This window comes from Stygiolobus sp. CP850M (genome assembly GCF_037389425.1).
GTDB lineage: Archaea > Thermoproteota > Thermoprotei_A > Sulfolobales > Sulfolobaceae > Stygiolobus.
This window is the reverse complement of sequence record NZ_JBBHKR010000052.1, coordinates 1-21,465: the sequence shown is the minus strand read 5'-3', so window position 1 is coordinate 21,465 and position 21,465 is coordinate 1. Positions and strand designations below refer to the sequence as shown.

At 38.4% G+C, this 21,465-nt stretch carries 32 protein-coding genes and 5 pseudogenes; 16 read left to right on the top strand and 21 right to left on the bottom strand.

The features are described 5' to 3' along the window. Positions 1-62: 62 nt before the first annotated feature. Both WIW89_RS05095 and WIW89_RS05090 read right to left on the bottom strand, forming a co-directional pair. The gene (locus WIW89_RS05095; RefSeq protein ID WP_337700443.1) at positions 63-320 is read right to left on the bottom strand and encodes a hypothetical protein; all 258 of its coding nucleotides are present in this window, start codon (positions 318-320) and stop codon (positions 63-65) included. Next, positions 299-1,588, bottom strand: coding sequence for an APC family permease (locus WIW89_RS05090; RefSeq protein WP_337719977.1), 1,290 nt, complete (start codon positions 1,586-1,588; stop codon positions 299-301). The genes WIW89_RS05095 and WIW89_RS05090 overlap by 22 nt, the downstream gene beginning before the upstream one ends. A 38-nt stretch (positions 1,589-1,626) precedes the next feature. Between WIW89_RS05090 and WIW89_RS05085 the strand changes: the two genes are divergently transcribed. Further along, positions 1,627-1,809: a hypothetical protein gene (locus WIW89_RS05085; RefSeq protein WP_337709581.1), complete on the top strand. Its 183-nt coding sequence runs from the start codon at positions 1,627-1,629 to the stop codon at positions 1,807-1,809. A gap of 44 nt (positions 1,810-1,853) precedes the next feature. After that, positions 1,854-2,051 (top strand): hypothetical protein, encoded by a 198-nt coding sequence (locus tag WIW89_RS05080; RefSeq protein WP_337700449.1) that lies wholly within the window; start codon positions 1,854-1,856, stop codon positions 2,049-2,051. A gap of 14 nt (positions 2,052-2,065) precedes the next feature. On the opposite strand, the gene WIW89_RS05075 is transcribed toward WIW89_RS05080, so the two are convergent. Continuing rightward, positions 2,066-2,737 (bottom strand): hypothetical protein, encoded by a 672-nt coding sequence (locus WIW89_RS05075; protein ID WP_337719976.1) that lies wholly within the window; start codon positions 2,735-2,737, stop codon positions 2,066-2,068. A 98-nt stretch (positions 2,738-2,835) separates the two neighbouring features. Here WIW89_RS05075 and WIW89_RS05070 point away from each other — a divergent pair, with 98 nt between their 5' ends. After that, positions 2,836-3,177 (top strand): hypothetical protein, encoded by a 342-nt coding sequence (locus WIW89_RS05070; protein ID WP_337700454.1) that lies wholly within the window; start codon positions 2,836-2,838, stop codon positions 3,175-3,177. Here the strand turns inward: WIW89_RS05070 and WIW89_RS05065 are convergent. Next, positions 3,169-4,182: an arginine deiminase family protein gene (locus tag WIW89_RS05065; protein WP_337719975.1), complete on the bottom strand. Its 1,014-nt coding sequence runs from the start codon at positions 4,180-4,182 to the stop codon at positions 3,169-3,171. The genes WIW89_RS05070 and WIW89_RS05065 overlap by 9 nt on opposite strands. A 51-nt stretch (positions 4,183-4,233) precedes the next feature. Further along, on the bottom strand, positions 4,234-5,037 hold the full coding sequence (locus WIW89_RS05060; protein WP_337719974.1) for an undecaprenyl-diphosphate phosphatase: 804 nt from the start codon (positions 5,035-5,037) through the stop codon (positions 4,234-4,236). A 326-nt stretch (positions 5,038-5,363) separates the two neighbouring features. Here WIW89_RS05060 and sepP point away from each other — a divergent pair, with 326 nt between their 5' ends. Continuing rightward, positions 5,364-5,978, top strand: coding sequence for an undecaprenyl-diphosphatase SepP (gene sepP / locus WIW89_RS05055; RefSeq protein ID WP_337719973.1), 615 nt, complete (start codon positions 5,364-5,366; stop codon positions 5,976-5,978). A gap of 263 nt (positions 5,979-6,241) precedes the next feature. Here the strand turns inward: sepP and WIW89_RS05050 are convergent. The 10 genes and pseudogenes from WIW89_RS05050 to WIW89_RS05005 form a co-directional block, all read right to left on the bottom strand. Then, positions 6,242-6,553 (bottom strand): annotated as a pseudogene (locus tag WIW89_RS05050) (amidohydrolase family protein); the annotation flags it as partial. Between the two features lie 10 nt (positions 6,554-6,563). Further along, positions 6,564-7,619: a hypothetical protein gene (locus tag WIW89_RS05045; protein ID WP_337720029.1), complete on the bottom strand. Its 1,056-nt coding sequence runs from the start codon at positions 7,617-7,619 to the stop codon at positions 6,564-6,566. Next, a complete protein-coding gene (locus WIW89_RS05040) occupies positions 7,609-7,773 on the bottom strand; it encodes a hypothetical protein (protein WP_337719972.1) in 165 nt (54 codons plus the stop codon). The genes WIW89_RS05045 and WIW89_RS05040 overlap by 11 nt, the downstream gene beginning before the upstream one ends. Positions 7,774-7,988: 215 nt before the next feature. Then, positions 7,989-8,528 (bottom strand): amidohydrolase family protein, encoded by a 540-nt coding sequence (locus tag WIW89_RS05035; RefSeq protein WP_337719971.1) that lies wholly within the window; start codon positions 8,526-8,528, stop codon positions 7,989-7,991. Beyond that, a complete protein-coding gene (locus tag WIW89_RS05030; RefSeq protein WP_337719970.1) occupies positions 8,512-8,760 on the bottom strand; it encodes a hypothetical protein in 249 nt (82 codons plus the stop codon). Before WIW89_RS05030 ends, WIW89_RS05035 begins: the two co-directional genes overlap by 17 nt. Next, positions 8,753-9,955: an acyl-CoA dehydrogenase family protein gene (locus WIW89_RS05025; protein WP_337720028.1), complete on the bottom strand. Its 1,203-nt coding sequence runs from the start codon at positions 9,953-9,955 to the stop codon at positions 8,753-8,755. The genes WIW89_RS05030 and WIW89_RS05025 overlap by 8 nt, the downstream gene beginning before the upstream one ends. A 101-nt stretch (positions 9,956-10,056) precedes the next feature. Then, positions 10,057-10,179, bottom strand: a complete 123-nt coding sequence (locus tag WIW89_RS05020; RefSeq protein ID WP_337719969.1) for a hypothetical protein — start codon at positions 10,177-10,179, stop codon at positions 10,057-10,059. Positions 10,180-10,268: 89 nt separating this feature from the next. Further along, on the bottom strand, positions 10,269-10,454 hold the full coding sequence (locus tag WIW89_RS05015) for a hypothetical protein (RefSeq protein ID WP_337700462.1): 186 nt from the start codon (positions 10,452-10,454) through the stop codon (positions 10,269-10,271). Continuing rightward, positions 10,444-10,590, bottom strand: coding sequence for a hypothetical protein (locus WIW89_RS05010; protein ID WP_337719968.1), 147 nt, complete (start codon positions 10,588-10,590; stop codon positions 10,444-10,446). Before WIW89_RS05010 ends, WIW89_RS05015 begins: the two co-directional genes overlap by 11 nt. Positions 10,591-10,625: 35 nt before the next feature. Further along, positions 10,626-10,944 (bottom strand): annotated as a pseudogene (locus WIW89_RS05005) (SWIM zinc finger family protein). A 117-nt stretch (positions 10,945-11,061) separates the two neighbouring features. On the opposite strand from WIW89_RS05005, the gene WIW89_RS05000 reads away from it, so the two are divergent. Beyond that, a complete protein-coding gene (locus tag WIW89_RS05000) occupies positions 11,062-11,202 on the top strand; it encodes a hypothetical protein (RefSeq protein ID WP_009071214.1) in 141 nt (46 codons plus the stop codon). On the opposite strand, the gene WIW89_RS04995 is transcribed toward WIW89_RS05000, so the two are convergent. Both WIW89_RS04995 and WIW89_RS04990 read right to left on the bottom strand, forming a co-directional pair. Beyond that, the gene (locus tag WIW89_RS04995) at positions 11,174-11,461 is read right to left on the bottom strand and encodes a type II toxin-antitoxin system RelE family toxin (RefSeq protein ID WP_337708656.1); all 288 of its coding nucleotides are present in this window, start codon (positions 11,459-11,461) and stop codon (positions 11,174-11,176) included. The two genes, WIW89_RS05000 and WIW89_RS04995, sit on opposite strands and share 29 nt — an antisense overlap. Next, a complete protein-coding gene (locus tag WIW89_RS04990) occupies positions 11,454-11,747 on the bottom strand; it encodes a helix-turn-helix domain-containing protein (protein WP_337708657.1) in 294 nt (97 codons plus the stop codon). Before WIW89_RS04990 ends, WIW89_RS04995 begins: the two co-directional genes overlap by 8 nt. A 118-nt stretch (positions 11,748-11,865) precedes the next feature. On the opposite strand from WIW89_RS04990, the gene WIW89_RS04985 reads away from it, so the two are divergent. Next, complete coding sequence (locus tag WIW89_RS04985) at positions 11,866-12,054, top strand: hypothetical protein (RefSeq protein WP_337708659.1); 189 nt, start codon at positions 11,866-11,868, stop codon at positions 12,052-12,054. Between the two features lie 60 nt (positions 12,055-12,114). Further along, positions 12,115-12,327: a hypothetical protein gene (locus WIW89_RS04980; protein ID WP_337720032.1), complete on the top strand. Its 213-nt coding sequence runs from the start codon at positions 12,115-12,117 to the stop codon at positions 12,325-12,327. Here the strand turns inward: WIW89_RS04980 and WIW89_RS04975 are convergent. Next, positions 12,296-12,480: pseudogene (locus tag WIW89_RS04975) on the bottom strand (hypothetical protein). The gene WIW89_RS04980 and the pseudogene WIW89_RS04975 overlap by 32 nt on opposite strands. A 201-nt stretch (positions 12,481-12,681) precedes the next feature. Here WIW89_RS04975 and WIW89_RS04970 point away from each other — a divergent pair. The 6 genes and pseudogenes from WIW89_RS04970 to WIW89_RS04945 all read left to right on the top strand — a co-directional run bounded on the left by WIW89_RS04970 (position 12,682) and on the right by WIW89_RS04945 (position 16,199). Further along, positions 12,682-13,533: a DNA-methyltransferase gene (locus tag WIW89_RS04970; protein WP_337719967.1), complete on the top strand. Its 852-nt coding sequence runs from the start codon at positions 12,682-12,684 to the stop codon at positions 13,531-13,533. Between the two features lie 6 nt (positions 13,534-13,539). Then, positions 13,540-14,658 (top strand): hypothetical protein, encoded by a 1,119-nt coding sequence (locus WIW89_RS04965; protein WP_337719966.1) that lies wholly within the window; start codon positions 13,540-13,542, stop codon positions 14,656-14,658. A 92-nt stretch (positions 14,659-14,750) separates the two neighbouring features. Beyond that, positions 14,751-15,080 (top strand): annotated as a pseudogene (locus tag WIW89_RS04960) (hypothetical protein); the annotation flags it as partial. A 104-nt stretch (positions 15,081-15,184) separates the two neighbouring features. After that, positions 15,185-15,559: a DUF302 domain-containing protein gene (locus tag WIW89_RS04955; protein WP_337719965.1), complete on the top strand. Its 375-nt coding sequence runs from the start codon at positions 15,185-15,187 to the stop codon at positions 15,557-15,559. Between the two features lie 53 nt (positions 15,560-15,612). Further along, positions 15,613-15,888 (top strand): transcription factor S4, encoded by a 276-nt coding sequence (tfs4, locus tag WIW89_RS04950; protein WP_337700477.1) that lies wholly within the window; start codon positions 15,613-15,615, stop codon positions 15,886-15,888. Between the two features lie 98 nt (positions 15,889-15,986). Continuing rightward, positions 15,987-16,199, top strand: coding sequence for a hypothetical protein (locus WIW89_RS04945; RefSeq protein WP_337719964.1), 213 nt, complete (start codon positions 15,987-15,989; stop codon positions 16,197-16,199). 182 nt (positions 16,200-16,381) lie between these two features. Here WIW89_RS04945 and WIW89_RS04940 read toward each other — a convergent pair whose 3' ends face one another. The 3 genes from WIW89_RS04940 to WIW89_RS04930 form a co-directional block, all read right to left on the bottom strand. Beyond that, positions 16,382-18,274 (bottom strand): 4Fe-4S binding protein, encoded by a 1,893-nt coding sequence (locus WIW89_RS04940; RefSeq protein WP_337719963.1) that lies wholly within the window; start codon positions 18,272-18,274, stop codon positions 16,382-16,384. An 81-nt stretch (positions 18,275-18,355) separates the two neighbouring features. After that, positions 18,356-18,907 (bottom strand): class I SAM-dependent methyltransferase, encoded by a 552-nt coding sequence (locus WIW89_RS04935; protein ID WP_337719962.1) that lies wholly within the window; start codon positions 18,905-18,907, stop codon positions 18,356-18,358. Between the two features lie 126 nt (positions 18,908-19,033). Next, positions 19,034-19,348 (bottom strand): hypothetical protein, encoded by a 315-nt coding sequence (locus WIW89_RS04930; protein WP_337719961.1) that lies wholly within the window; start codon positions 19,346-19,348, stop codon positions 19,034-19,036. 193 nt (positions 19,349-19,541) lie between these two features. On the opposite strand from WIW89_RS04930, the gene WIW89_RS04925 reads away from it, so the two are divergent. The 3 genes and pseudogenes from WIW89_RS04925 to WIW89_RS04915 all read left to right on the top strand — a co-directional run. Next, on the top strand, positions 19,542-20,123 hold the full coding sequence (locus WIW89_RS04925; protein ID WP_337719960.1) for a hypothetical protein: 582 nt from the start codon (positions 19,542-19,544) through the stop codon (positions 20,121-20,123). A gap of 15 nt (positions 20,124-20,138) precedes the next feature. Further along, complete coding sequence (locus tag WIW89_RS04920; protein WP_443296294.1) at positions 20,139-21,023, top strand: ABC transporter ATP-binding protein; 885 nt, start codon at positions 20,139-20,141, stop codon at positions 21,021-21,023. After that, a pseudogene (locus WIW89_RS04915) lies at positions 20,992-21,465 on the top strand (hypothetical protein); the annotation flags it as partial. The gene WIW89_RS04920 and the pseudogene WIW89_RS04915, both read left to right, overlap by 32 nt.

Genomic DNA, 21,465 nt, shown 5'->3' with positions numbered 1-21,465 from the left:
GTTATAAACTTACTTATAATATGATTATAAAAGGCTGATTAAATACCTCAAAACTTTACGTATCACGAAATAGGGAAACATTCCTTAACTTTCTGTATTAAATACTCTATTTCTTCTTTTTGTGGTTTGGGTACAAAATATCTCCAGCTCTCGTCATTAAGCGAGGGAAAAGCCATCACAATTTTTTTGACAGTCTCACACTCTTCATTATTTCTCATGAGTTTCGAGTTGTCTTTCACGAACTGTTTAAGAAAACGCAATGCAGTTAGAGGCTTACCCATCCTAAGTAAGTTTTCAATTATGTCGATCGTTTGAACCACCAGTGTATAGATCCAATTACAACACCTATGATTAATGAAATTAACCCGTATAAAGAGGTCGAAGTTAGTGGTATCAGATTACTGAAAATACCGTAACCCATAAGGAGGGTAGAAAATATTGAAAGGAGCAAATCAGTCACTGTGACCTTGTTAACTACCTTCCTTTTGAAAAACGGGTAGACAGAGGAGATTATAACATGAGACGAGTATAATGTTATCAAACTGACTTCAGTAGTGTTAGTATACACCGAAACATAAGACTGTGAAACAGCCGCATACGTGTTTATTAACGTGAACATGAAGGCTAGTATTGCTATTGACACTACCATATCCCTTTTGACTAAAGTATACGTTAGCCTTGAAAGGGCTACATACGCGGCTGTAACCGAGCCTATTAAGCTATTAATCGTGAGGATGAAGAATATTAATGCGAATTTACTTCCCATAAACTCTTGAGCTATGTAAAAACCTGGGTATTGAGTCACTTGGAGTAAATTAGAGACACCAACGTTACTATATCCTACGGCGGCTATTTCAAAATAAGACGCGAAGACTACCGTTACAGCTGCAACCCAGTAGGCTATAATATAGGACTTCCCTACGGTTTTTCCCTTACCTTTAGCTTCATATCCCAAGAAGAACGAGGCGCCTCCTCCAGCTAATGTAAATCCAACTGCTAGAGCCCCTGAGAAAAAGTCAGCAGGAGGAACGGTTAGTGATAGAGGAAGGGTTGATACCCCAGTGAGTGATAGGACTTTTATACCCAATATGAAAATTAACGCTACTTCAATGCTTGAAGTTATTAATGCGTAGATCAGTGGTGGTCTTATACCCGTTAGTAGAAGAAGCGTTAAAAGCAGGGGAATCGCGATCTCAAAAATCGCTGGACTTACGTTAAATTCTGAGGGTATAACTATCCCAGCTAGATAGGTTGATGCTGAAGAGAGATATACGCCGTAACTCAACCAATAAAGCCATCCGGCAATTCTCCCTAAGAGTTCACCTCCTCCACTCCTAGCGAAATCGTAAGTACCACCAGTAGTCGCTATGACCTTTGAATAATTATAACCAATCAGAACCCAAAGGAAGTAGATTAATGCCCCCATTATACCTGCTAGGAATGTTGAGGCTAAGGAACTCTGTAATGCGTACGTCAGGTAAGCCGAAACGGATCCAAGTGGGGCGATTGAACTGAGGGACTGAGCGTATATAAGTGAAGATCTAACTGATTCCTCCCTAGGCTCCAACTTCTTGGATAGATTAACCATACGTTTGCTTTAAATAAGGGACGTATTAATTTTTAATTATGGTTAATAAAGAAGAGGTCGAGACTCTGGAGAAAGCTAAAGAAGAACTTCAGGATATACTCTCTGATATAGATGACTTATTAGAGAGAGCTTATAACGGAGAGGATCTGGACAAACGTGACCTAGACAATATATTGAAGAGGCTGGAAGATGTAAGAGATGATTTAAGAGAATTAAGTTGAAAATTCCAATTAAGCTTTAAAGCATAAAATGTAAAATTAAATATATGATAATCGATCCGATATTCCTCTTAAGAATAGTGTTTACAACGATTGGTACGGTGTTAATCGTGTTTGGGGGTATTCACTTGGTTTTCCACAAACTTAATTTACCGGGATTTGAAGGAAAATGGGCTATAAACTTATCCATGACCTTGATATCCTTAAGTATAGCGTTATATCTTCTGTCCTTTCTCGTTCTATAACACTTTTATTTTTACTACAGTTCAAATACCAATCTGGCGATTTTTTCCTCATACTTTTTAACCTCGTTATCAATCCTTTCTTCATAATCTTTAACATCAGCAAGGTTATTGTTCTTCACAAACCAGACGGGCAAAGTTACTTTACCGTCTAGATATTTACCAACGCTCTTGGGAACCCACACTTCCTTCCCTTTAATTACGAGAAGGTAAGCTTTATCGGTCTCCCCTTTGAGCTTTGTATCTAGTGAGATTACCTCGCCTCCTAATCTCTCTTCTACCCTCCTTCTGATCCGTAGGGTCAAGAACTTCACAAGAGAGTTCTTATCTTCAAAATAACTCCCTGCGTATCTGTAAATTGTCATGTCATTAGTTTTGCAGATTTCGATCGTTTCTCCCTCGAACTCAGTACCCTTTATGCAATTAAGGTCTTCTAACGAATCTCCCTTCTTGACGAAATAATCTATAGATATGACTTTCCCGCTTCTCTTGTAAACTCTTTTTATTACCGCGTCATCTTTCTCGTCTAAAATACCCTCAACGTACTTCAGTGATTTCAGCGAGTGCCATGCTTTTTCCTTGAGCTTAACTTGTCTCCATTTTCCACCGTCATAAGTAAAATAATACTCTTCCTCGTTTTTAGATATCTTTCCTATTCTTACGTTTATCGGCATAATTGCGATATACATCTTGGTTAGGAAGACTTAAATTTGTAGATGCTCGCTTAAAAATTTGAATTCTCTTTTTTCTCACAGTAATTTTAAAATTCCCAGTAGATCTCACTATCGTGGACAAATACTTACTTGCACTCCTCGGAGAAGCGGGTGCTACGGGACTCGCGAAAGGCATATATAATGTCAGGAAGGAGGAGAGATTTAAACGTGCTTATGAGAATGAGATGTACCACTGGGAGTATTTCAAGAAGTATAGAAGAAGTATGTTGGAAAAGCCGGTTTTCTACCTCTTATACGTGGTAGGGGTCATTGCTGCTTTGCTTGGCTACAAGGCGATCCGTTACGTTGTGAATAAGGCAGAATCAGGTGCACTAGATTTTTATCTAAAGAACTTTGAACCCACGGGTGAGATAGGAAAGATAATTGAGGACGAGAAACACCATTTCTTACCCTAACCCTCTTTCTATAACTGCTGACATGCAATGTATCCCACCGAACCCTCCAGTTAGGTTTTCAACGTTAATTACAACGGAGTCGACACCCGAAATTTTCAAGTCATAAGGAGAAAGTATTTTCCCAGCATTCAGGGTCAGGAAATTAGTAGCGAACTTTTTAGCCTCATCCAAATTTACGTAGTGTATATTAAACTCCTTCTCCTTAAGGTATGTTAGCATATCTAATCCCCTCCTCACTAATTTCCCTTCAGAATAAACTTCAACAGTACTATGTTGCAGTAGTTCTTTTACACCGACCACCAACTCACGCGATATTACGTTGAAATATGTGTCTAAATGGAAGAACTCTGTTGATATAGGTTCTTTCACTATTACTACTTCTTCACCGCTATTTATTAGTTCTTTAACCCCGTTCATATCGCTTCTGTTCCCCACGCCCACTAAATAAAAGTCCCCCATGGGGTAGAAGTCTCCTCCCTCTAAATATCCCTCCTTTACTTCGCCGTATTTAACAGAGATCGACTCCCAGAAAAGTTTCACCAGTTCCGTCTCAGCACTCCTCTGAGGTTTAGCCATCCTACCTATGACAACCCCGTTCTTTGTTGTTATTTGTTGATCCCTCATAAAGTATAGATTAGATAAGGGGTTTACCAACTCTACTCTTACCTCACCATTAGTCGAAATGAACTTGGGCCTAAGCACCAACAATTTCGCTAAAAACCAAGGATCTGCGTTGACCCCTACTACTCTCTTCAACTTTTCATAAAATTTCTCGTCTTTTAACGCTCTCCTAATAATGCTTCTCAATACTCTGAAAGTAGCCACGCCCTCAGATTTCAACGCGTCTATTAACTCTTCGTACTCTTTTCTAGCCTTAACGAAGTCAAATCTCCTCTTGAAGAGTGACTTTTCAGGCTCTAAAAGCCCGAAAAAGACTTCCAGCCCCGGCTTATGTAATGCCACTTTTTTTAAAGGATCCCATTCGGCTCTCGCATAAGCTCTCATACTATTTATTTTGCGTAAATAGGTTAATTACTTTGTACTGCGCGAAAAATTTTAGAGAAGTAACGTTACTAAGCTTACTACAATCGCAATAGCTCCTAGCATGAAGTTGATCAGATATACTTTCCTAGTCTTGGCTACTTTCATTAATATCCCTATCACCAATATACCCGTTATTAGAGCCGTCACAACTGCTAATATCAGACCCTCTATACCGATATAATGAATTGCGTAACTGACGTTATGCCTCGTGAATACGAGTGTGGTGAAGACAGCACCTAAAGCAGCTGGTATATAGGCTAAATACGAGTACTTGAACGCTTCCTCAGGTTTTATCCCTAATAAAAGCATTGTCGATACCGTCATTCCTGATCGGCTTACCCCCGGTAAGGCGGCTAACCCTTGAGCAAAGCCTATAATGACAATGTGTTTTAGAGACATCTCTCTGAGCTCTCTGGGCTTTATATTCTCTCTCGTAAACTTGATGTAGATGCCATCCAGTATTAGTATAACCCCTAGTACAAGCATTGGTATAGACGGGTTATAAGCGTTCTGTAATAACTTATCGGAGATGACATAAAGCGGTACGCCTACAATACCTGTTACTAGGGTTACTATTACGAGGAATTTAAGTAAGAACTTGTCCCTAAAAACAGCCATGACGTCTTTTCTGAAGTAGATCGATGCAGAGCCTATAGATCCCATTTCCATGAAGAGACCGAAGGTGTAAGCTACGGTTATTGCAAGTCCAATGAGGAAGTGAGAAGCTAGGAGTTCTTGCGTTTTACTACTTATGGGTAACCATTCGGAAATGCCTTGAACTATACCTAAAATTACGGATTTGATCGCGTCGATCATTTTAATCGCCAGTTAGAACAACGAGTTCTAACGATAGTGTCGTTATGTTGATATCGTAAAAAAGGTAAAGATAATAATAGTAATAAGGGTCCTATTACCTTAGGTAACCTTAGGTTAGTCTCAGAGATCAATAGTGGTATTAAAAATAACACAAAATAGGGGTGGTTAAAGTTCAGAGTTAGTAGTAAAACTGAGGTTACTACAATGTAACAATTTCTCATACGTTGTAGAAATATCACTTATCTAATAAAGTTCATGTACATAGTTTATATATAAAAAAGTAGGATACGGATAACTTTATAGGGAAATATAGTTTCAATAGTCGTATGAAAAAATATTGGGCTCTATTTATTTTATTTATAGCCCTTACATTGTACGTAAAAGCAGTCGGGGAACAAAATATCCCCCTAAACGTCGAGGTATTTAAACTGATAAATTATCACCAAATTTCATTTCTTAACCCTATAATGGTCTTATTATCTAAATACGGAAGGGAATACGTTTGGATCCCTGTAACAGCAATACTATTCGTTTTCAAGAAGACTAGAAAAATTGCAATAACTTTAGCTGGATCCTTTATACTCGCCATAATTCTCGGTGAGGCGAGCAAATATTTAGTATCACAACTGAGGCCATTTTATTATGTTTCCCCCGATTATCTATTAGTCAGTAAGTCTCACGATTTCAGCTACCCCTCAGGCCATGCGTTAATTGTAGGAGATGGGGCGATAGTCATAGCTTTTACAGCTCCTAAATGGGTATGGGTTCCTCTATTAATTGAAGCTTTACTCGTATCCTATTCGAGGGTTTACGTAGGTGTCCATTGGCCCTTGGATGTGTTAGGAGGATGGCTATTAGGAGGATGGATAGCCCTATTCACGATTGATATGGAGAAGAGAGGAGTATTAAGGCCCTTTGAAAGGGCGCTAAAGGTTGAATGATAAGGGGTTTGAGCTTCATTGAATTTTCATGAATTGTATCCAATTCTCAGCTTAACAACGTGACGAGTACTCTGAATAAAACGGATAAAATAATTCTTTTAGAAATTATTTTGATAATCCTACCTTAAGTGATATAGGTTTCTTCAACAATATTATTTGCTAATTCTTTAAATAAGCGACCCTACTTTATATTAATATTCTTGAAATTAACAAGATAAATCTATCAGTCTTTATACAACACAGTCGTTCTTTAACTCTTCCATTCACCTCTCTCTAAATATTAACCTTAAAGCATTGTCTCTCATTATTTTTTCGCTTTTTGTCACTCTATAAGCTTCTTCGGCATATTCCGCCAGGTCTTGTTCCGCATAAGATGGGAAATCGCTACCGTAGATTACCTTATCTTCTATCTCCATTAACCTAGGCAACACGTTCAAAAGGTTTTTAGGAGTTATTGAAGATATCTCTAGATAAGCATTGCTAAACATTCTAGCTAGGTAAAAAGCCGTTTGATACCATATAGGTCTACCCGCGTGTGCTATTATAAAGATAATTCTGGAAAAGTCTTTCAGCACTTTTACGTAACTATTCGTTATTTTTAATTACTTCTAATCCTTTTAAGGCTATTAAGTAAGCTGAGGCTGTATGCCTATCGAAACCCTTCTTCCTCATCACCTTGTCGTGACCCTCAGAATTTGTAGTTCCCTTAGGATTAACTAACACAACGTTGAAACCCAACCTAAGTGCTTTAATAACACCGTGAATTAACAATTGCCTCTTAGCAAAACGTGAAACCTTCCTATTACCGCTCTTACTCCTAGTGAACTTCCTCCTCTTCACTAGGAACAAGTCTTCAAAAGCAACGTAATCAACACCAACCCTTGATAGGGAATTAAGAGACTCTGAAAGAGCATTCAAACGCAAAGCCATAGCTTTCCCTTTAGGAAAACCCGGTCTAGTAACATCTGAATACCACCACGTCTTCTTAGTAACAACTTTACCATCCTTGCTAACAACGACAACATTTAGTCTGTCACTATTTAAATTAAAACCGGCAATCAAACCGTAACCATTAGGTTTCAGTGAAGAGAAGTGCTTCAGATAAAGCCAGAGTGGGATTTGTAGGTGGATCATAGGGTAATCCTTGAAACTAATTACAGCACCGTAACCCTCCTCCTTCCTTCGAGATAACTCCTCCAACTCATGGAGCAATGGTAAATACTCCTTGCCAAAATAAGCCTTCCCGTGAACCCACTTATCCCATGGGTCTTTAACTTTAACTTCCACGTGGTCTTCAAAAACGTGAAACTTAATCCCCCTATTACCATTATCGCTTTTGTTACCCCTACAAGCAATCCACTCCTTATTAATCTCAACCTTATTACCGTTATTCTCAACCGATGCTAAAGCCTGCTTATAAGCCGTTTCGGCATAAAACGCGTAAGGAATGATCTTGTACAACTCCTTAACAGCATCGTTTAATGAAACTCCTCTTAAAGCCAAGTCAATCCCAGCCTTTACAGCCTTTGAGTGAGAGTAAGCAATTCTAGCTACCTTACCCTCAAACTCAACCCTACCATTTATAGTCACGAATTGGAAGTTACCAATCGCTTCCTTAGAACCAATTAATTTACTCCTCATCATCTGGTAGGATAACAATTACAACTACCTCCTTACCGTATAATTCCTTCCCCTTCTCCTTGAGCTTTGAGGGGATAGTTATACCATATCTCTTATTCCCATACTTATCAGTGCCATAACTTGAGACGGTTGATTTGAAAACTATTTGCTTCATAAGAGTGTTAGAAGCATTAAAATTTATAAACTTTTATGCTAACATTAAATTGGAGGGTGCCACTGTGAAGTCTATGAGCAGTTGTGAGGTGGAGGAAGGCACCCAATGAAACTCCCCATGTCCTCGAAGGGAGTGGTTCAACTACCGCTCCCGTAGACGGCATGGAGAGGGAGAAGGAGTGATGAGGCTAAGTGATCAATAGTCACGAAAAGTGACTATTGGTCACGATGAAGGCTGAACTCTTTCAGCACGTCATCCAATAGTATCGGGTCGCCATATTTGTTCCTCGCCCCTTCTCCTACACTAGTCCCGGTGTGGACGAGTATCGGTAAATCATGATCCTCAGCAAATTCGTAGATCCTTAATAACTTTATATTGCCTCCCTCTTCTTCTCTATAAGCATTAAGCTTAAACCATTTATGCACAGGGTGAAGTTTTACCCCTACTATACCTAAATCATACTGTCTCCCTAACTCCTTTATGGGGTCTTCGCAGTAGTTAGGGTCTACTTCTCCCCACGTCGCGAAAAGGTCTGGGTTTTCCTTAATAATCCTAATATCGTCGTAGAAAGCGTCCCCGCATATTTCCGTGTGGCAAGGATAAGAAGGAACTAGTATTATTTTCTCTATCTCTACACGCTCATTTCTTATATTAAACCTCGCACCTTTTGCCATTTCCTTCAGTCTTCTACAGTAATGTGGTGTCCCGAACTTCAACATCGCATAGTGAACGTGGACGTCAATGACTTTGATCAATACATATCCCCCTTATCCTCTTGATTACAGCATCTTTTTGAACTTCATTTGTGTTTTTGGCTACTATGAACTCCAAAGTCTCGTCAACAAGTCTCTTTAAGTCTTCTTCAGATATGGAACAAAGATTTTCTATCATTTCAGTACTTATCTCAATTCGTTCTGGGTTTTCTTCAATTAAATATCTGATGAAGTTCCTCACTAGGGCGTCTCTATAAAAAGGTTGATCAACCAACCTTTACACCCTTAAATCTGTAAAACAATTGCCTAGCAGCACTAATTCTTTGTATATCGTTAGTCCCTTCATACGTCTTCAGAATTTGTAAATCACGAAGGAGTCTTTCGAGACCCGTAGATACCGTTACGCCGTAACCTCCAAAAGCGGTCATCGCCCTTAAAACTACCCTCTCTGCAGCTTCTGTAGAGTGGAACTTAGCTAAAGACGCAGCAACTATGTATTCATCCATCATCTCCTTTTGGTATAAGGTACCAGCCCAATATGTTAGAAGTCTTGAAGTCATTAGGTCTGAAAGCGATTCACTAACCTTTTGCTGAACCATCTGAAAATCTGCTATAGGTCTTTCAAAGGCTTTTCTTTGTAAGGAATACTCGACGAGTTTTTCAAACGCTGACTGGGCTATCCCTACAGCCTGAGCTGAGACTATAGTCCTAGCGTAATCAAAGGACTCTACTGCATATTTAAACCCCATTCCTTCTTCTCCTAACAGGTTCTCCGAAGGTACACTGACGTCCTCAAGAACGATTTCGGCGGTATGGGATGCTCTAAGACCCGTTGTTTCGATTCTACTCATAGTTTTTATTCCCCAATCTCTTTCCACCAGGAACATGCTAATCCCCTTCCACCTAGCTTTAGGATCTGGTGGTGACGTCCTTGCAGTGATAATTAGATAATCTGCTATATCTCCGTTAGTTATGAAGATTTTCCTACCGTTTAAGACGTAATGGTCGTTCACTTTTTTTGCTACCGATTTTATACCGGCTACGTCAGAACCGGCCTCAGGCTCAGTGTTAGCGAAGCCTCCAAGTTTCTTCCCGCTAGCTATCTCAGGCAGATACTTCCTTTTGACTTCCTCACTACCGTATTTTAGTACTGCTCTACCGAGCATCCAGTGGACTAGTAATAACGTGCTGAAAGAAGTCCAAATCCTTGAAATCTCCTCAGATGTGACAAGTAATGAGAGATAATCAGCTCCTTGTCCGCCATATTCTGATGGTATGTCAAGTCCGAAAAGTCCCATATCAGCCGCTTGTTTTTTAGCTTCTTCTGGGAAATCTTTCTCTTTTTCTCCTTTATCTACGTTAGGTAGCAAGAACTTCTCCGAAAACTCCCTTACACTCTGTCTGAGTAATTCATGGTCTTCTGTTATTCCTATTTGAATTTGGTCTAAAGACTTTAGAGGAAACACAATACTATTTTTCTCAAGGTTAAATTAATCTCTTTTGATTTGAGATGATGTAAATTTTTATATTGTGATGTATACCGAGAACTGAATTAAAAGTAGTATTTAGGTTACACCATCTTCTGCCCGAATCTCTCTGCAGTCATCACTGACCTTGTCTTCAGGTTCTTAGCGGTTCCGCAAGCTAACGCGTGAGCCTTTGTTTCCTTAATCTCAACGTTCTTCTTTCTCAAGTTAGTAGCATCTCCGGGAACACTAACGCTCCTTTCTTATTCTCTTATTAGAGAATTAGAATAAACTCCCCAGTTTAATAAGAAAAATTCTAACTTATCATTCTCTCAATCACTTTTCTAACTCTGTCCTTAACTGCTGATATTTCAATTACTATTTCATCGCCTCCTAACTCTTCCATTGCAAAACTGAGAATCTCATCAAGTTGAAAGTAAACCCTCAACAACTTAATTAAGTATTCTAAGTTTCTCTGATACTGTAAAGTTTCACTCTCCATTTTGTCTCACCTGACTGACCAAGCAGTCGATTAGAGACTCCTTTGTTTCGGAGAGCATTTCAAACGCCTTAGGGTCGTAACTCTTAGCTATCTTCATAACCTCGTTGATGTGGTATAAAGCCTCCAAAAGCTCCAATAACTTATCACCTTAGAGCTGGACTTGCATAATTCTCAACCCCACGAGGCAATGTCTTCCTCTATTTGCATCATTTCATGCCTTGCCTTCTTTATCCTTTCCCTTAGCTCCTTCTTAATCATCTGCTCTAAAGTCTTCAAATGCCAGCATTTCTCTCCGAAGCTCCCAGCTTCACAACTGCATGTAGCTTTGACCGCTTTCAGGCTTAACGGGTCTAAAACAATTCTGCTATAATGGGTTACGTCTCTTCTAGTTCTAGACTCAACATCTGCGGAAATTATTACACCTTCTCCCAAGGTGTAAAAAAACATCTAACCTTTTAATCGGATTTTTGGGGATTTGTGTGGAAATCATGTTTGTTCTGTGTAAGGTTATACATTACATGATATATAGACTTTTCTGTGTAATGTTAAACGAAACATAGTATACATTTCTTGTATCTTTTTTAACTCCTAGTGCTAATTATTACCTATGGAAAAGAAGCAAATCAAAATAATAGAACCAGAGACTGAGGAGGTTACTGTAATTAATAATAGTGAAGAATTGCATAACTTGTTTGAAGAGCTTAAGAAAGAGAGTGATATTATTCATCGTAAACGGATTCCCTCCTAGCGATTCTCCATATGTGAATTTGTTTTTTATCGTCATCGAAAGAAACAAGTATTCGTATATCCCTCCCAACTCTTATCCTATAAACGTCCCTATTTTCGTTGTCTCTCCATCCTTCTAATTTCTTCATATTAAGCTCATTTAGTTTCCTCTTACTAAGCTTATCCAGGACTTCCTCTATTCTTTCCAATTCGTCACGCTGAAAGTCTCTTGCTAATTTCTTCATTTTAATATGGAATACTAATTTCCACTCTTCAGTCATTAGTCCGCACTTTCTTAATTAATTCTTCAATTTCTATAACCCGTTTAGCTACCTCCTTTCCCAATTCCGTTAAACTGATCAGTCTTCTGTAAGGGAAGACGTTTTCCCTTTCCTCTTTTATCAACTTAAGTTCTGTTAATTCCTCTAACGCTCTCTTTATACTTCCGCTATTAGTATCGGTCTTCTCTACTAACTCCCTTATAGTTAAGCCGCGATTTTCCCTCCCTAACACTATTAAGACTCTCTGAGCGACTTCACTCAACGCAAACGGCTTTTCACTTGTCATGCTAAACACTACATGATACTTTCAGTCTACTCTTCATATAATGTTATGTAATTTGTAATGTGAAACGAGACATAGAAAGATTTAAATAGTGTGTAATGTATAACATTACACGATAAACATGGTCGGAGAAAGAGACCCAAAAGGAATCCCCATGTATAGAATCATCGCTTTTCTAAAGAAAAAGAAAGAAGCAAAAACAATAACTGAAATTAGCGAAGAAGCTGATATACCATACAATGCAGTAAGGGACAATATATACAAATTACTGGCACTAGGAGCGATAGAGGGAATAAAAGAAATGGTATAACTATCCCCTCAAAGCTCAAGGAGAAGGGGAAGGAATTATACGGCAAGGAGGTGATTGTAATTGTTATCCTACCAGATGATGAGGAGTAAATTAATTGGTTCTAAGGAAGCAATTGATAACTTCCAATTCGTGACTATAAATGGTAGGGTTGAGTTTGAGGACGTGGGTAAGGTAGCTAGAATTGCTTACTCTCACTCAAAGGCTGTAAAGGCTATGATCAACTTGGCTTTAAGAGGAGTGTTTACCCGTGGTGTAACTCTTCCTTACTTTTAATTACTTCTAATTCCGTCACACACCTCTCCTAAGGGATCATGCACAGTCACCCTTAAATCATTGGGGCTGGTCGAGTGAAACACCACTACCCTCCCATCCACACTTTTATCACTCCCATCCTCGTGAGCAGTGCTCGTCATCAGTTAGGGGGATCTCAGTAAAAGCACATTGTAATACTATATAAACACAACTTGTCAAAACGATATTTAGGAGTAATTAAAATTAACGAGTAGTTACGATGAAGCGTTACAATCTCTCATCTCAGCGTTTTTGCTGAATCATAAAACCCTATAACAGTTCGACCTCTCACACAACAAAAGCTTTAAAGTTTAACTTATAACAAAAGTCTCAATAATGAGAGTTATATTTGGAGACTCTAGAAATATGAAAGAAGTTGAGGATAATAGTGTTGGTTTAGTTCTTACTTCTCCTCCATACTATAATGCACCTTTTGACTTTCCAGATCTTTTTCCTTCTTATGCCGATTACTTGAGCTTGTTGAATGGAGTGGGTAAGGAGATTTTTAGGGTCTTAGAGGAAGGTAGGGTCGCAGTTTTCGTTACAGCAGATGTTAGAATAGACGGTGAACTTTATCCTATAGTTGCAGATTTAATAAAAATAATGCAAAGCTTGGGTTTTAAATATCAAGAGAGGATTATCTGGAAAAAACCAGAAGGTTATATCAGGATTAGTAGGAGGAGTGGGGTTCTCATTCAACATCCTTACCCTCTTTATTATTATCCAGATAATGTTTATGAAGATATAGTAGTGTTTAAGAAGCCAGGAAAATTTATCCCTAGGAATAAGGAAGAAAGTAAAATAGATGTAAATAAATTTCAAAGGGAGAAATGGTATTTGAGTGTGTGGGAAATAACTAACGTACTGCCTAATAATAAGTATTCGAAGTATACAGCACCGTTTCCAGAAGAGTTAGCCAGGAGAATTATTACGCTTTATTCTTACGTAGGGGATACAGTTCTAGACCCATTTGCTGGGACTGGAACCACGTTGAAAGTCGCCAATGAATTGAAAAGAAATGCGATAGGCTATGAAATAGACTTAGAATTAAAGGATATAATCTTAGAAAGGATTGGTGTTAATACACTTTTCGGAAAACCGCAGATAGAGGTAATTGAGAGAGAAGACGCTAAGAGATTAAGGACTAAGTTAAGGGAAAAAATTGAGGAAAAATTGCAAAATAGATGATCTAAATTGATTCACCTTTGCGGTACAATAGAAGGTATTAAATATAAGCCGAAATTCTTGTTACCAGTTTTGCAAACTTATTACGATTTATCTGAAGGTATTAAGCATTCTTCTTCTTTTGTATATAAGAGATCTGGTAATGAGTTTGCTGTAAGCTGGTGGGTTTCTCCCAAGAGAACTAGATCTTATCCTTACGCAAGAGTTTATAATACTTTGCAGTTTTCTAAGGGCAAAATAGTTACAATAATACCTATTATGAAAGACGAAGGAGTTGACGGAGACAGGGATTTTATACAATGGGATACAGTTGCTCTTATGAGTTTATTAGGAGTTTATGTTATCGTTGGTTATTATGTAAAAGCTAGTAAGAATCCTAAGTATAAAAATAAGGTAACTAGTCAGGAATTCGATTATGAATACCTAGAGAAAAAGTTCGACGAACTCTCCAATTATAGGTCAGATGCGTTACATTGGAACATGAATGAGTTATCAAACTTGAAACAGATAGGAGAGAAGGCTTTAGAATCATATAAGAGAATTTCAAGTGAAACAAAAGTAACATTTCATGATTTAGCCTCTGCACGTAAAAGGATAGAAAAGGTCATGTCTGATGTAGAGGCTTTCAAGAATTTCTCTAGAACCTTATCTCTAAAAGCGCAGTATAGAGAAAGCATAACTCGCCAACCTAAAGAAAGAACCTATGGTAATAAAGGAACTATAGATATAAAGAATTATTTAGGCGGATTTTATCACTTTACTGTTGACGAGGTGTTCTTTAATTCTAAGAAAAATAAAGTATGTTTAATCGAAGCCAAGAATACAAAGAATTCTGCTTTACCTTCTGAGGATGACATAAAAGATGGATTATTAAAGATGATATTGTATACGAATCTAAAGGATTTATATTATATTTCTGAGAAACAAGAAAAAATAAAAGTAAACGATTTTACGCCCATGCTCAGGCTTACTACTGAGAAGGAAGTAAATATGAGAAATAAGGATTACACTGTATTAAAATCACTGTTTGAAGAGGCTAAAGAAAATCATTTCGAAATATTATTTAACAATAAAAAAGTAAATAATTTTACAAATAATAACCTAGAGCTTATCGATTTCACATGCTAATTTTTACATTTTCGATTGACTCTCCTTGCATTATTAGCTTCATATCAAGCTTGATAGGGAAAATCTACTCTTGTGATGATGGCTTTCCACATTTAATAGCTGATTCACAAGCTCTTAATTTCCTATCACGGATTGGCGTTGATTACGTTGCTTTTGAGGATTTGTTCCTAGTGAAGAGGAGGAAGTTCACTAGGAGTAGAAGTGGTAATAGGAAGGTTTCGCGTTTCGCTAAGAAGCAAATATTAATTCACGGTGTTATTAAAGCACTTAGGTTGGGTTTCGACGTTGTGCTAGTTAATCCAAAGGGTACTACAAATTCTGAGGGTCACGATAGGATAAAGAGGGAGAAGGGTTTTGATAGGCATACAGCCTCAGCTTACTTAATGGCATTAAAGAGGTTAGAAGTAATTAAAAATAACTAATAGTTAAGTAAATGTGTTACAGACAGTAGGTTAACGTATATGTTTAGTTTTCGGCATCTTGATTTGGAAAAAACGCTTTAACTATAGTTCACATTTGTCTTATTATGCACAAAGTAGAATGTAAGGACGTATTCGAAAAATGCGAAAAGAAACTTTCCGAAGCAATAACAAATCTAGGTATGACAATATTTTCCGTTATCGACCACGGTAAGAACGCGGATAATGTTGGTCTAAAGCTGGGGAGGACGAAGCTAATTGTGTTTGGTAATCCCAATGCTGGGACACTATTAATGCAGGTGAATAGAGAAGTTGGCTATGATTTACCTTTAAGGATTTTAATATGGGAGGAAGGAGGCAGGGTTTTCCTTTCCTTTAAACTGCCGAGTGAGATAGCCAAGGAACACGGGATAGAAAACCTGGAAGTTGTGAAGAAGATGGATGCAGTGTTTAATAAGGTATTAGAAAGTGCGATTGGGTAATACCCCACCGTCACTAAGATCGATATTTATGCTAGGATTTCGCTTTTTTCTCTATGAGGTTCTGCCCTAAATGCGGTTCAGCGATGTTCCCGAAAGGGAGATACTCAATATGTAAGAAGTGTGGATACAGAGAGAAAGGAGTTGAGAAAGTAGTCTTTACAGATAAGTTAGACCATTCTCATGAACGAACGTTGGTTGCTGAAGGACAAAAGATCATGGGAAACGTATCGCTAGTGCTTTGCCCCAAGTGTGGAAATGCTGTGGGCTTCAGGATAGGTAGGAATCTATATAGATGTAGAGCGTGTGGTTATGTATTCAATATGAAATAATTGAAAATGCAAAAGTGGATAGAATAAGGAAAATGCCTATATAGGCGGTAATTATCTTCAAGAAATAATAAAAAAAAAAAAAAAATAAGAATACTACAGTGTTAGACTATTTGTCCCAATTCGGCTACGTAGAAAGTCAGCCCTCAGAAAAGCAACAAATAACTACGATATCGACATATTCTACTACTTTCACCTCGTTTACTTCTACACAGACTACAGAAACCGTTACCACGAACACTACGCAAACAGCTTTCCCGAGCTCATCTACAACTAATGTTAGTTCTTCAACAACAATTATTACGTCGAGTTAGAGTATAACTAAGACACTAGTTACGTCTCCTCAATTACAATCAACATCTACAAAATCAAACAATACTCCGTTAGAAATAGCTACCTTTATAGTAATTCTATCAGTAGCTGGTTTAATTATAATCAGACTCGTGAAAAAAACAATAGGCAAAAAAGATAACAGGTAGAAGGTATTGTTCTATTTTTACTTCTTTTTCCTCAAAAAGTCAGATATTACATGTCTCACATCGTAGAAAAATATATTCTTATGAGGACATGAATTTACGCACTCTCCTATTCCTATACACTTTATTGATTTCATCTCTCCTTTCTTTATGAACTCTCCTCTCATGTCAGTAATCCCCACAGGACAAGCGTTTGCACAGTCTACTGTCTTGCAGTTGACACAAACTTGTGGGTCTCTAACTTTCAGCCTGAATAAACCTATTCTACTGATAGCCTGATTGAACACTCCCCAGTAACACCAACCTTGGGTTACACAAGCAAAAGTACCCATGAACGGTATCGATATAAATACTATGTACCACACAATATCGAAGGCTATGAAGTAGATCAAAACAGTTATATCCACTCCCTCCACTGTGAACGATAAAATCCCTTGGTTACTTAGGTAGGAAATAATAGCTGCGATTAAGACTAGTAGGGATATCGATAAACCTATGATCCTATACCATTTGGGGGACTTACTCGTAAGTGTTTTTCTCCCTAACTTGGAACTCCTGTTGTAGACCTTGAGGGAATCATAAAAATTACCTTGGTACATTAAAGGTGCAGTACATGTTACAGCGCATAAGTTTCTAGAACCGAAAAGGAAACTCAATACTCCGTATATTACATACGTACCGATAATTGCCATCAGGAAGGCGTTAGTGACACCTCCAAGAGTTCCTACACCCATACTCCACATGTAAGGTATAAATTGCATTTGAGAAGATATAGGTGAGAAATTAGGTAGGTAAATTGAGTATATAGCGTAAGCCAACATCATCAATATCATTCTAATCCTTACTTCTCTCACCTTCATCTCTAACATTTTCTTAAATGCTAAGAATCCCATTTCTATTCCCATCATTATTAAGAACCATACGCTTCCTAACACAGAACCGACTATGTCTATCCCGTCCCATAAAACGTTCCAAGGTGTGTTCGGACTAAGCCATGGTAAAGTCAATGAGGAAATGAAACCTTGAACCCCGGGGGAAAATACACCTTCAAGAAAGTCTAAAACAGCACCCATGAAATACTCCATCGCGAAGGTGGCGAATATTATTGCAAATGCAACCTTTGCGTTTCTCAGGTAGTTTGCCTTAATGGGGTTTGGTCCCGAGAGAGTCCTATAAATAAACCAGAACATCGCGATGCCCATTGATATGTCGAAAAGGGTCAGTGAGTTTATCAGGAAGTAAACAAACTCGCCAATCATCATTAAGGCGAATATACTCATAAGCTCTATAACGGTGAACGTATCTTGAGTTGCTCTCAGGCGTTGAGAGTATAACGTTTCGTAAATGACTATTGTAGCAGCGATCATTATAAATGCTGAAGCGTAGAATGAGTACAATCCTGCTACTGCAGGGAACCACGGCATCAATAGTAGGGTCGCAATCAAATATTTTCTCAGGGTAGGATCTGAGTCTTTCCTTATTGCTAAAGTAAATACCATCTCGGCGACCATCACCCCCACAAACCAGACGTTATCTATGGCTTGATCAATTGTTGCGGGGCTACCGCTTTGAAGCGTGTAAATTAGAGCCCCCATTACCGCTTCTGACACTACCATAAGGATTGAAAACGGTATGTAGATTACTTCTTTCCTCTTTATGTCTCCTTTGAAGGTCAAAATAGGGTATAAGGCAAAGAACATGTAAGCCCCGTTTATCATTAGAAATAGGAATGCTGACTTGTAGACCAAGTAGAGGTAGCCGCCTAAGTTCATAGTTAACATCATACCTTGTAAATACAGAGAGATCAAGACTCTATTTCTACTCTTCCATCTCTCAACTTCATATACGGTATAAAAAACTACAACGATCATCGATAATGCAATCAGGAGGGAAAGTAGGAAGGCGTCATTCATATGTAATCACAAATTATTTACCGTGAATACATTTAAAAATATGCTTTAATTGTTAAACTTATTTGAGTTATTATGAAATTATTATTCTTTCTCCAGAATTACCCATGCACTGAATTTACCCTTCCCTTTCTTTTTCACGTTTGTAAAGAGGGAAAAGAACTCCTCAGGAGAAAGAGACCTAGGATCCTTTCCTACTTTACCTAGTCTGACTGTGACGTAAGCTTTACCGCCTCTCTTCAAAACTCTTTCAATGTCCATAGCCAGTTCCCTATGCAAAACCGTACAACACAACACGTCTTTTGATAGCACGAAATCGACTGATCCCGAAGGGATAGTACTCAAGTCCCTGCTAACATAAGTCACAACGTTGTTTATGCCTAGAGACTTCAGTTTTCTTTGTAGTTTCTCAATAGACCTTTTGTCAGAGTCCACAGCGTAGACCGTCCCCTTTTCTCCAACTAGTTTCGCCATAGGAATAGTGTAGAAACCTGGACCTGAACCGTGGTCAAGGACTGTCATACCCTCTTTAATAAACTCTCTTAAAATTGAGTAAGGATTTTCAAACAATCGGCGTAAGGGGGAGGATAGGATAAATGATGGAATATGTCTGTCAGGTGTTTCAGTCTGAACCATAATTATATTACACTCTTTTTCTCAAAATACTTTTTCTCAAGATTTTATGACACGCTTAATGTAGGAAGTAAAGATACTCATTATGGGATTGTCTGCGTGCCCCGTTAATTCGCAAAATTGTGGAAGTTAGTATGAGATATGTTTCTTAATTTTCTCGTATAATTCTGTGTTTTTGGTTTTGACCACCTCCTCGTTAATCTTTTTGAGGTTTTCGAGGATTTGTGATGGATCTTTAAGTTCAGAAGTCCCTAAAGGAGTCTCGGCATAAACTTTGCCGTTCTTCACCAATAATCTTATCTTTGAGAACTGACTTCCGATCGCGACCTCGTAGGACACTTCTTCAGCTATAATTAACGAATCGTCTGTCGCGGCAATGCTTATCCACGATCCTTGATAACAGAAGCCTAATCCGTCTTTTCTAATTTCTATTCTCTTATACATAAAAAGTATTAATGATTTGAAAATTAAAAAATTTTAATAATTAGCAGTGATTTTAAGGACCGTTAGACGTAGTTAATTTTGTAATCTTGTATAACAGGTAGGACGTGAGTTTAAAGGAAAAAGAAGTGTAGGTTAGACTGCACTCGTCCTTAATAGACAGTGAATTTTTAAGCATTAAGATAATTACAAGGCGATGAAATTTACAAAGAGGTTTAAGGAGGAAGATGAAGTCCACGGAACATATGAGCTTTTCAGCGAACTCTTTGTATCCAGACTGGGTAATGTATTGGGGTTCCCAGTACTGGAGGTAAGTCTGACTCACGAGGGTTTAGTAATGGAGTATTTGCCTAGAAAGGTCATAAGTCCTTCTGATATTAGAAACCTTGCTCAGCTTAAGAAAGCTCTACCTTTTGAGGAATGGGTTCTGAACATAGACCTCAAACAAGACCACCTAATGGCTGACGAGGAGGACAACGGATATATTATAGACCACGGGCACTCGTTACTTTCTTGGAAACCCCTCTACTACGTCTACGAAATAATAAATAAGCCTGTCACGAGGTTCAACCTCTGGAGTGATGAATATCACTTTAAGGAAGGTGTGGAAATAATACGTTCATTAGACAAGAAGTCTAGGGACGTGTTATTGAAGGAGAGCGTAAACGAGGTATTAAGCTATCGAAAGCTTGATTCATCACTTGTTAACGACTTTTTGGAAGTGAGTTCAAAGATCCTTGACTATAGAGAGAAGCTTTTGTGCTCTTTCAAAAATTAGGAAAAATTATAATAATTGACAGTTAAAAAAGGGATTGTGGACGTTATTTTTGCAAGAGGGTTAATCAAGAGTTTTAGAGGAAAATTAGTCTTAAAAGGTCTCACTTTTTCCGTTAAGAAGGGTTCAATTACGGGCTTTGTGGGACCTAATGGAGCTGGAAAGACTACGACTATAAAGATCCTTTCCGGACTACTCAGGAAGGACAAAGGAGAGGTATATATCTTAGGGGAAGACCCGTGGGATAATCCACGTCTTAGGAAAAAGGTGTCCGTTATCTTTACTAAGCTACCTTACCCTTCTAATGATACAGTTAGGGAATATCTGGAGGACTTGAACAGCGTATTTCACGGAGACTTAGCTAGGCTGATTAAGGAATTCAACCTTCAGGACCACATGAGAAAGAGAGTCTCTCAACTCTCATCAGGACAAGCACAGAAAATACAGCTGATAGCTTCACTATTGAAAAACCCAGAGTTAGTAATAGCTGACGAGCCTACAGCCAACCTAGATCCTCAAGCAAGGATAGAGTTTTACGACATGGTTAAAGCTCTTGCACGGGATTACGGGGTCACCTTTTTCATATCATCCCATATACTCTCAGAATTAGAGAAAGTAATTGATCATGTTGTCTTTATAGATGACGGGATGATAAAGGCTCTTGGAGAACTCTCTTATGTGGAGTCCATGGTCAAAGGTGAGGAAATTCTAGTCCTCGTGAGAGACAAAGAAAGGGCTTTACAAGTACTCAAAGACTTTAACCCGGTAGTCGACGGTCCCTACATTAAAGTCAGGAACGAGATGAGGAAGGTAATTGACATTCTTGACGACAACCATGTGGAAGTGTTGAGTGTCAGGAAGGTGAGTCTGGATGACGTCTTCAGAAAGCTTTCAGGTGTTTAAAATACTTTTTAAGGAGAGGTACAAAGACCCGACGTTACAGATGATCCTGCCGACTATGTTAGTGGGGTACGTCTTTATCCCCTCATTCCTGATAAGAGGAAACTTCCTTAATTACGCTCTGGTTTTAGCGAATATACCAGTCATAAGCATTCCAGAGACGGTAGCCGTAGCTTTGGCGTTAAGGAACATAGTGTTCGTCTTCGGAGACCACATGAACTCAGGCAGTATAATATCTTTCCTAATGATGCCCGTAAAGAGAAGGGCTTTCTTTTTCATGAGCTACTTCAATGACGTAATTGTACCTTACCTCATGTGGTTAGGGACTTATTTCTGGTACTTATACGAATTATCTCTTATCAACAACCTCACATTGTTTATGGGATTAATTTATACAGCCGGTTATTTCTTCTCTACATCAGTGATACTGTTCTACACCGTCCTC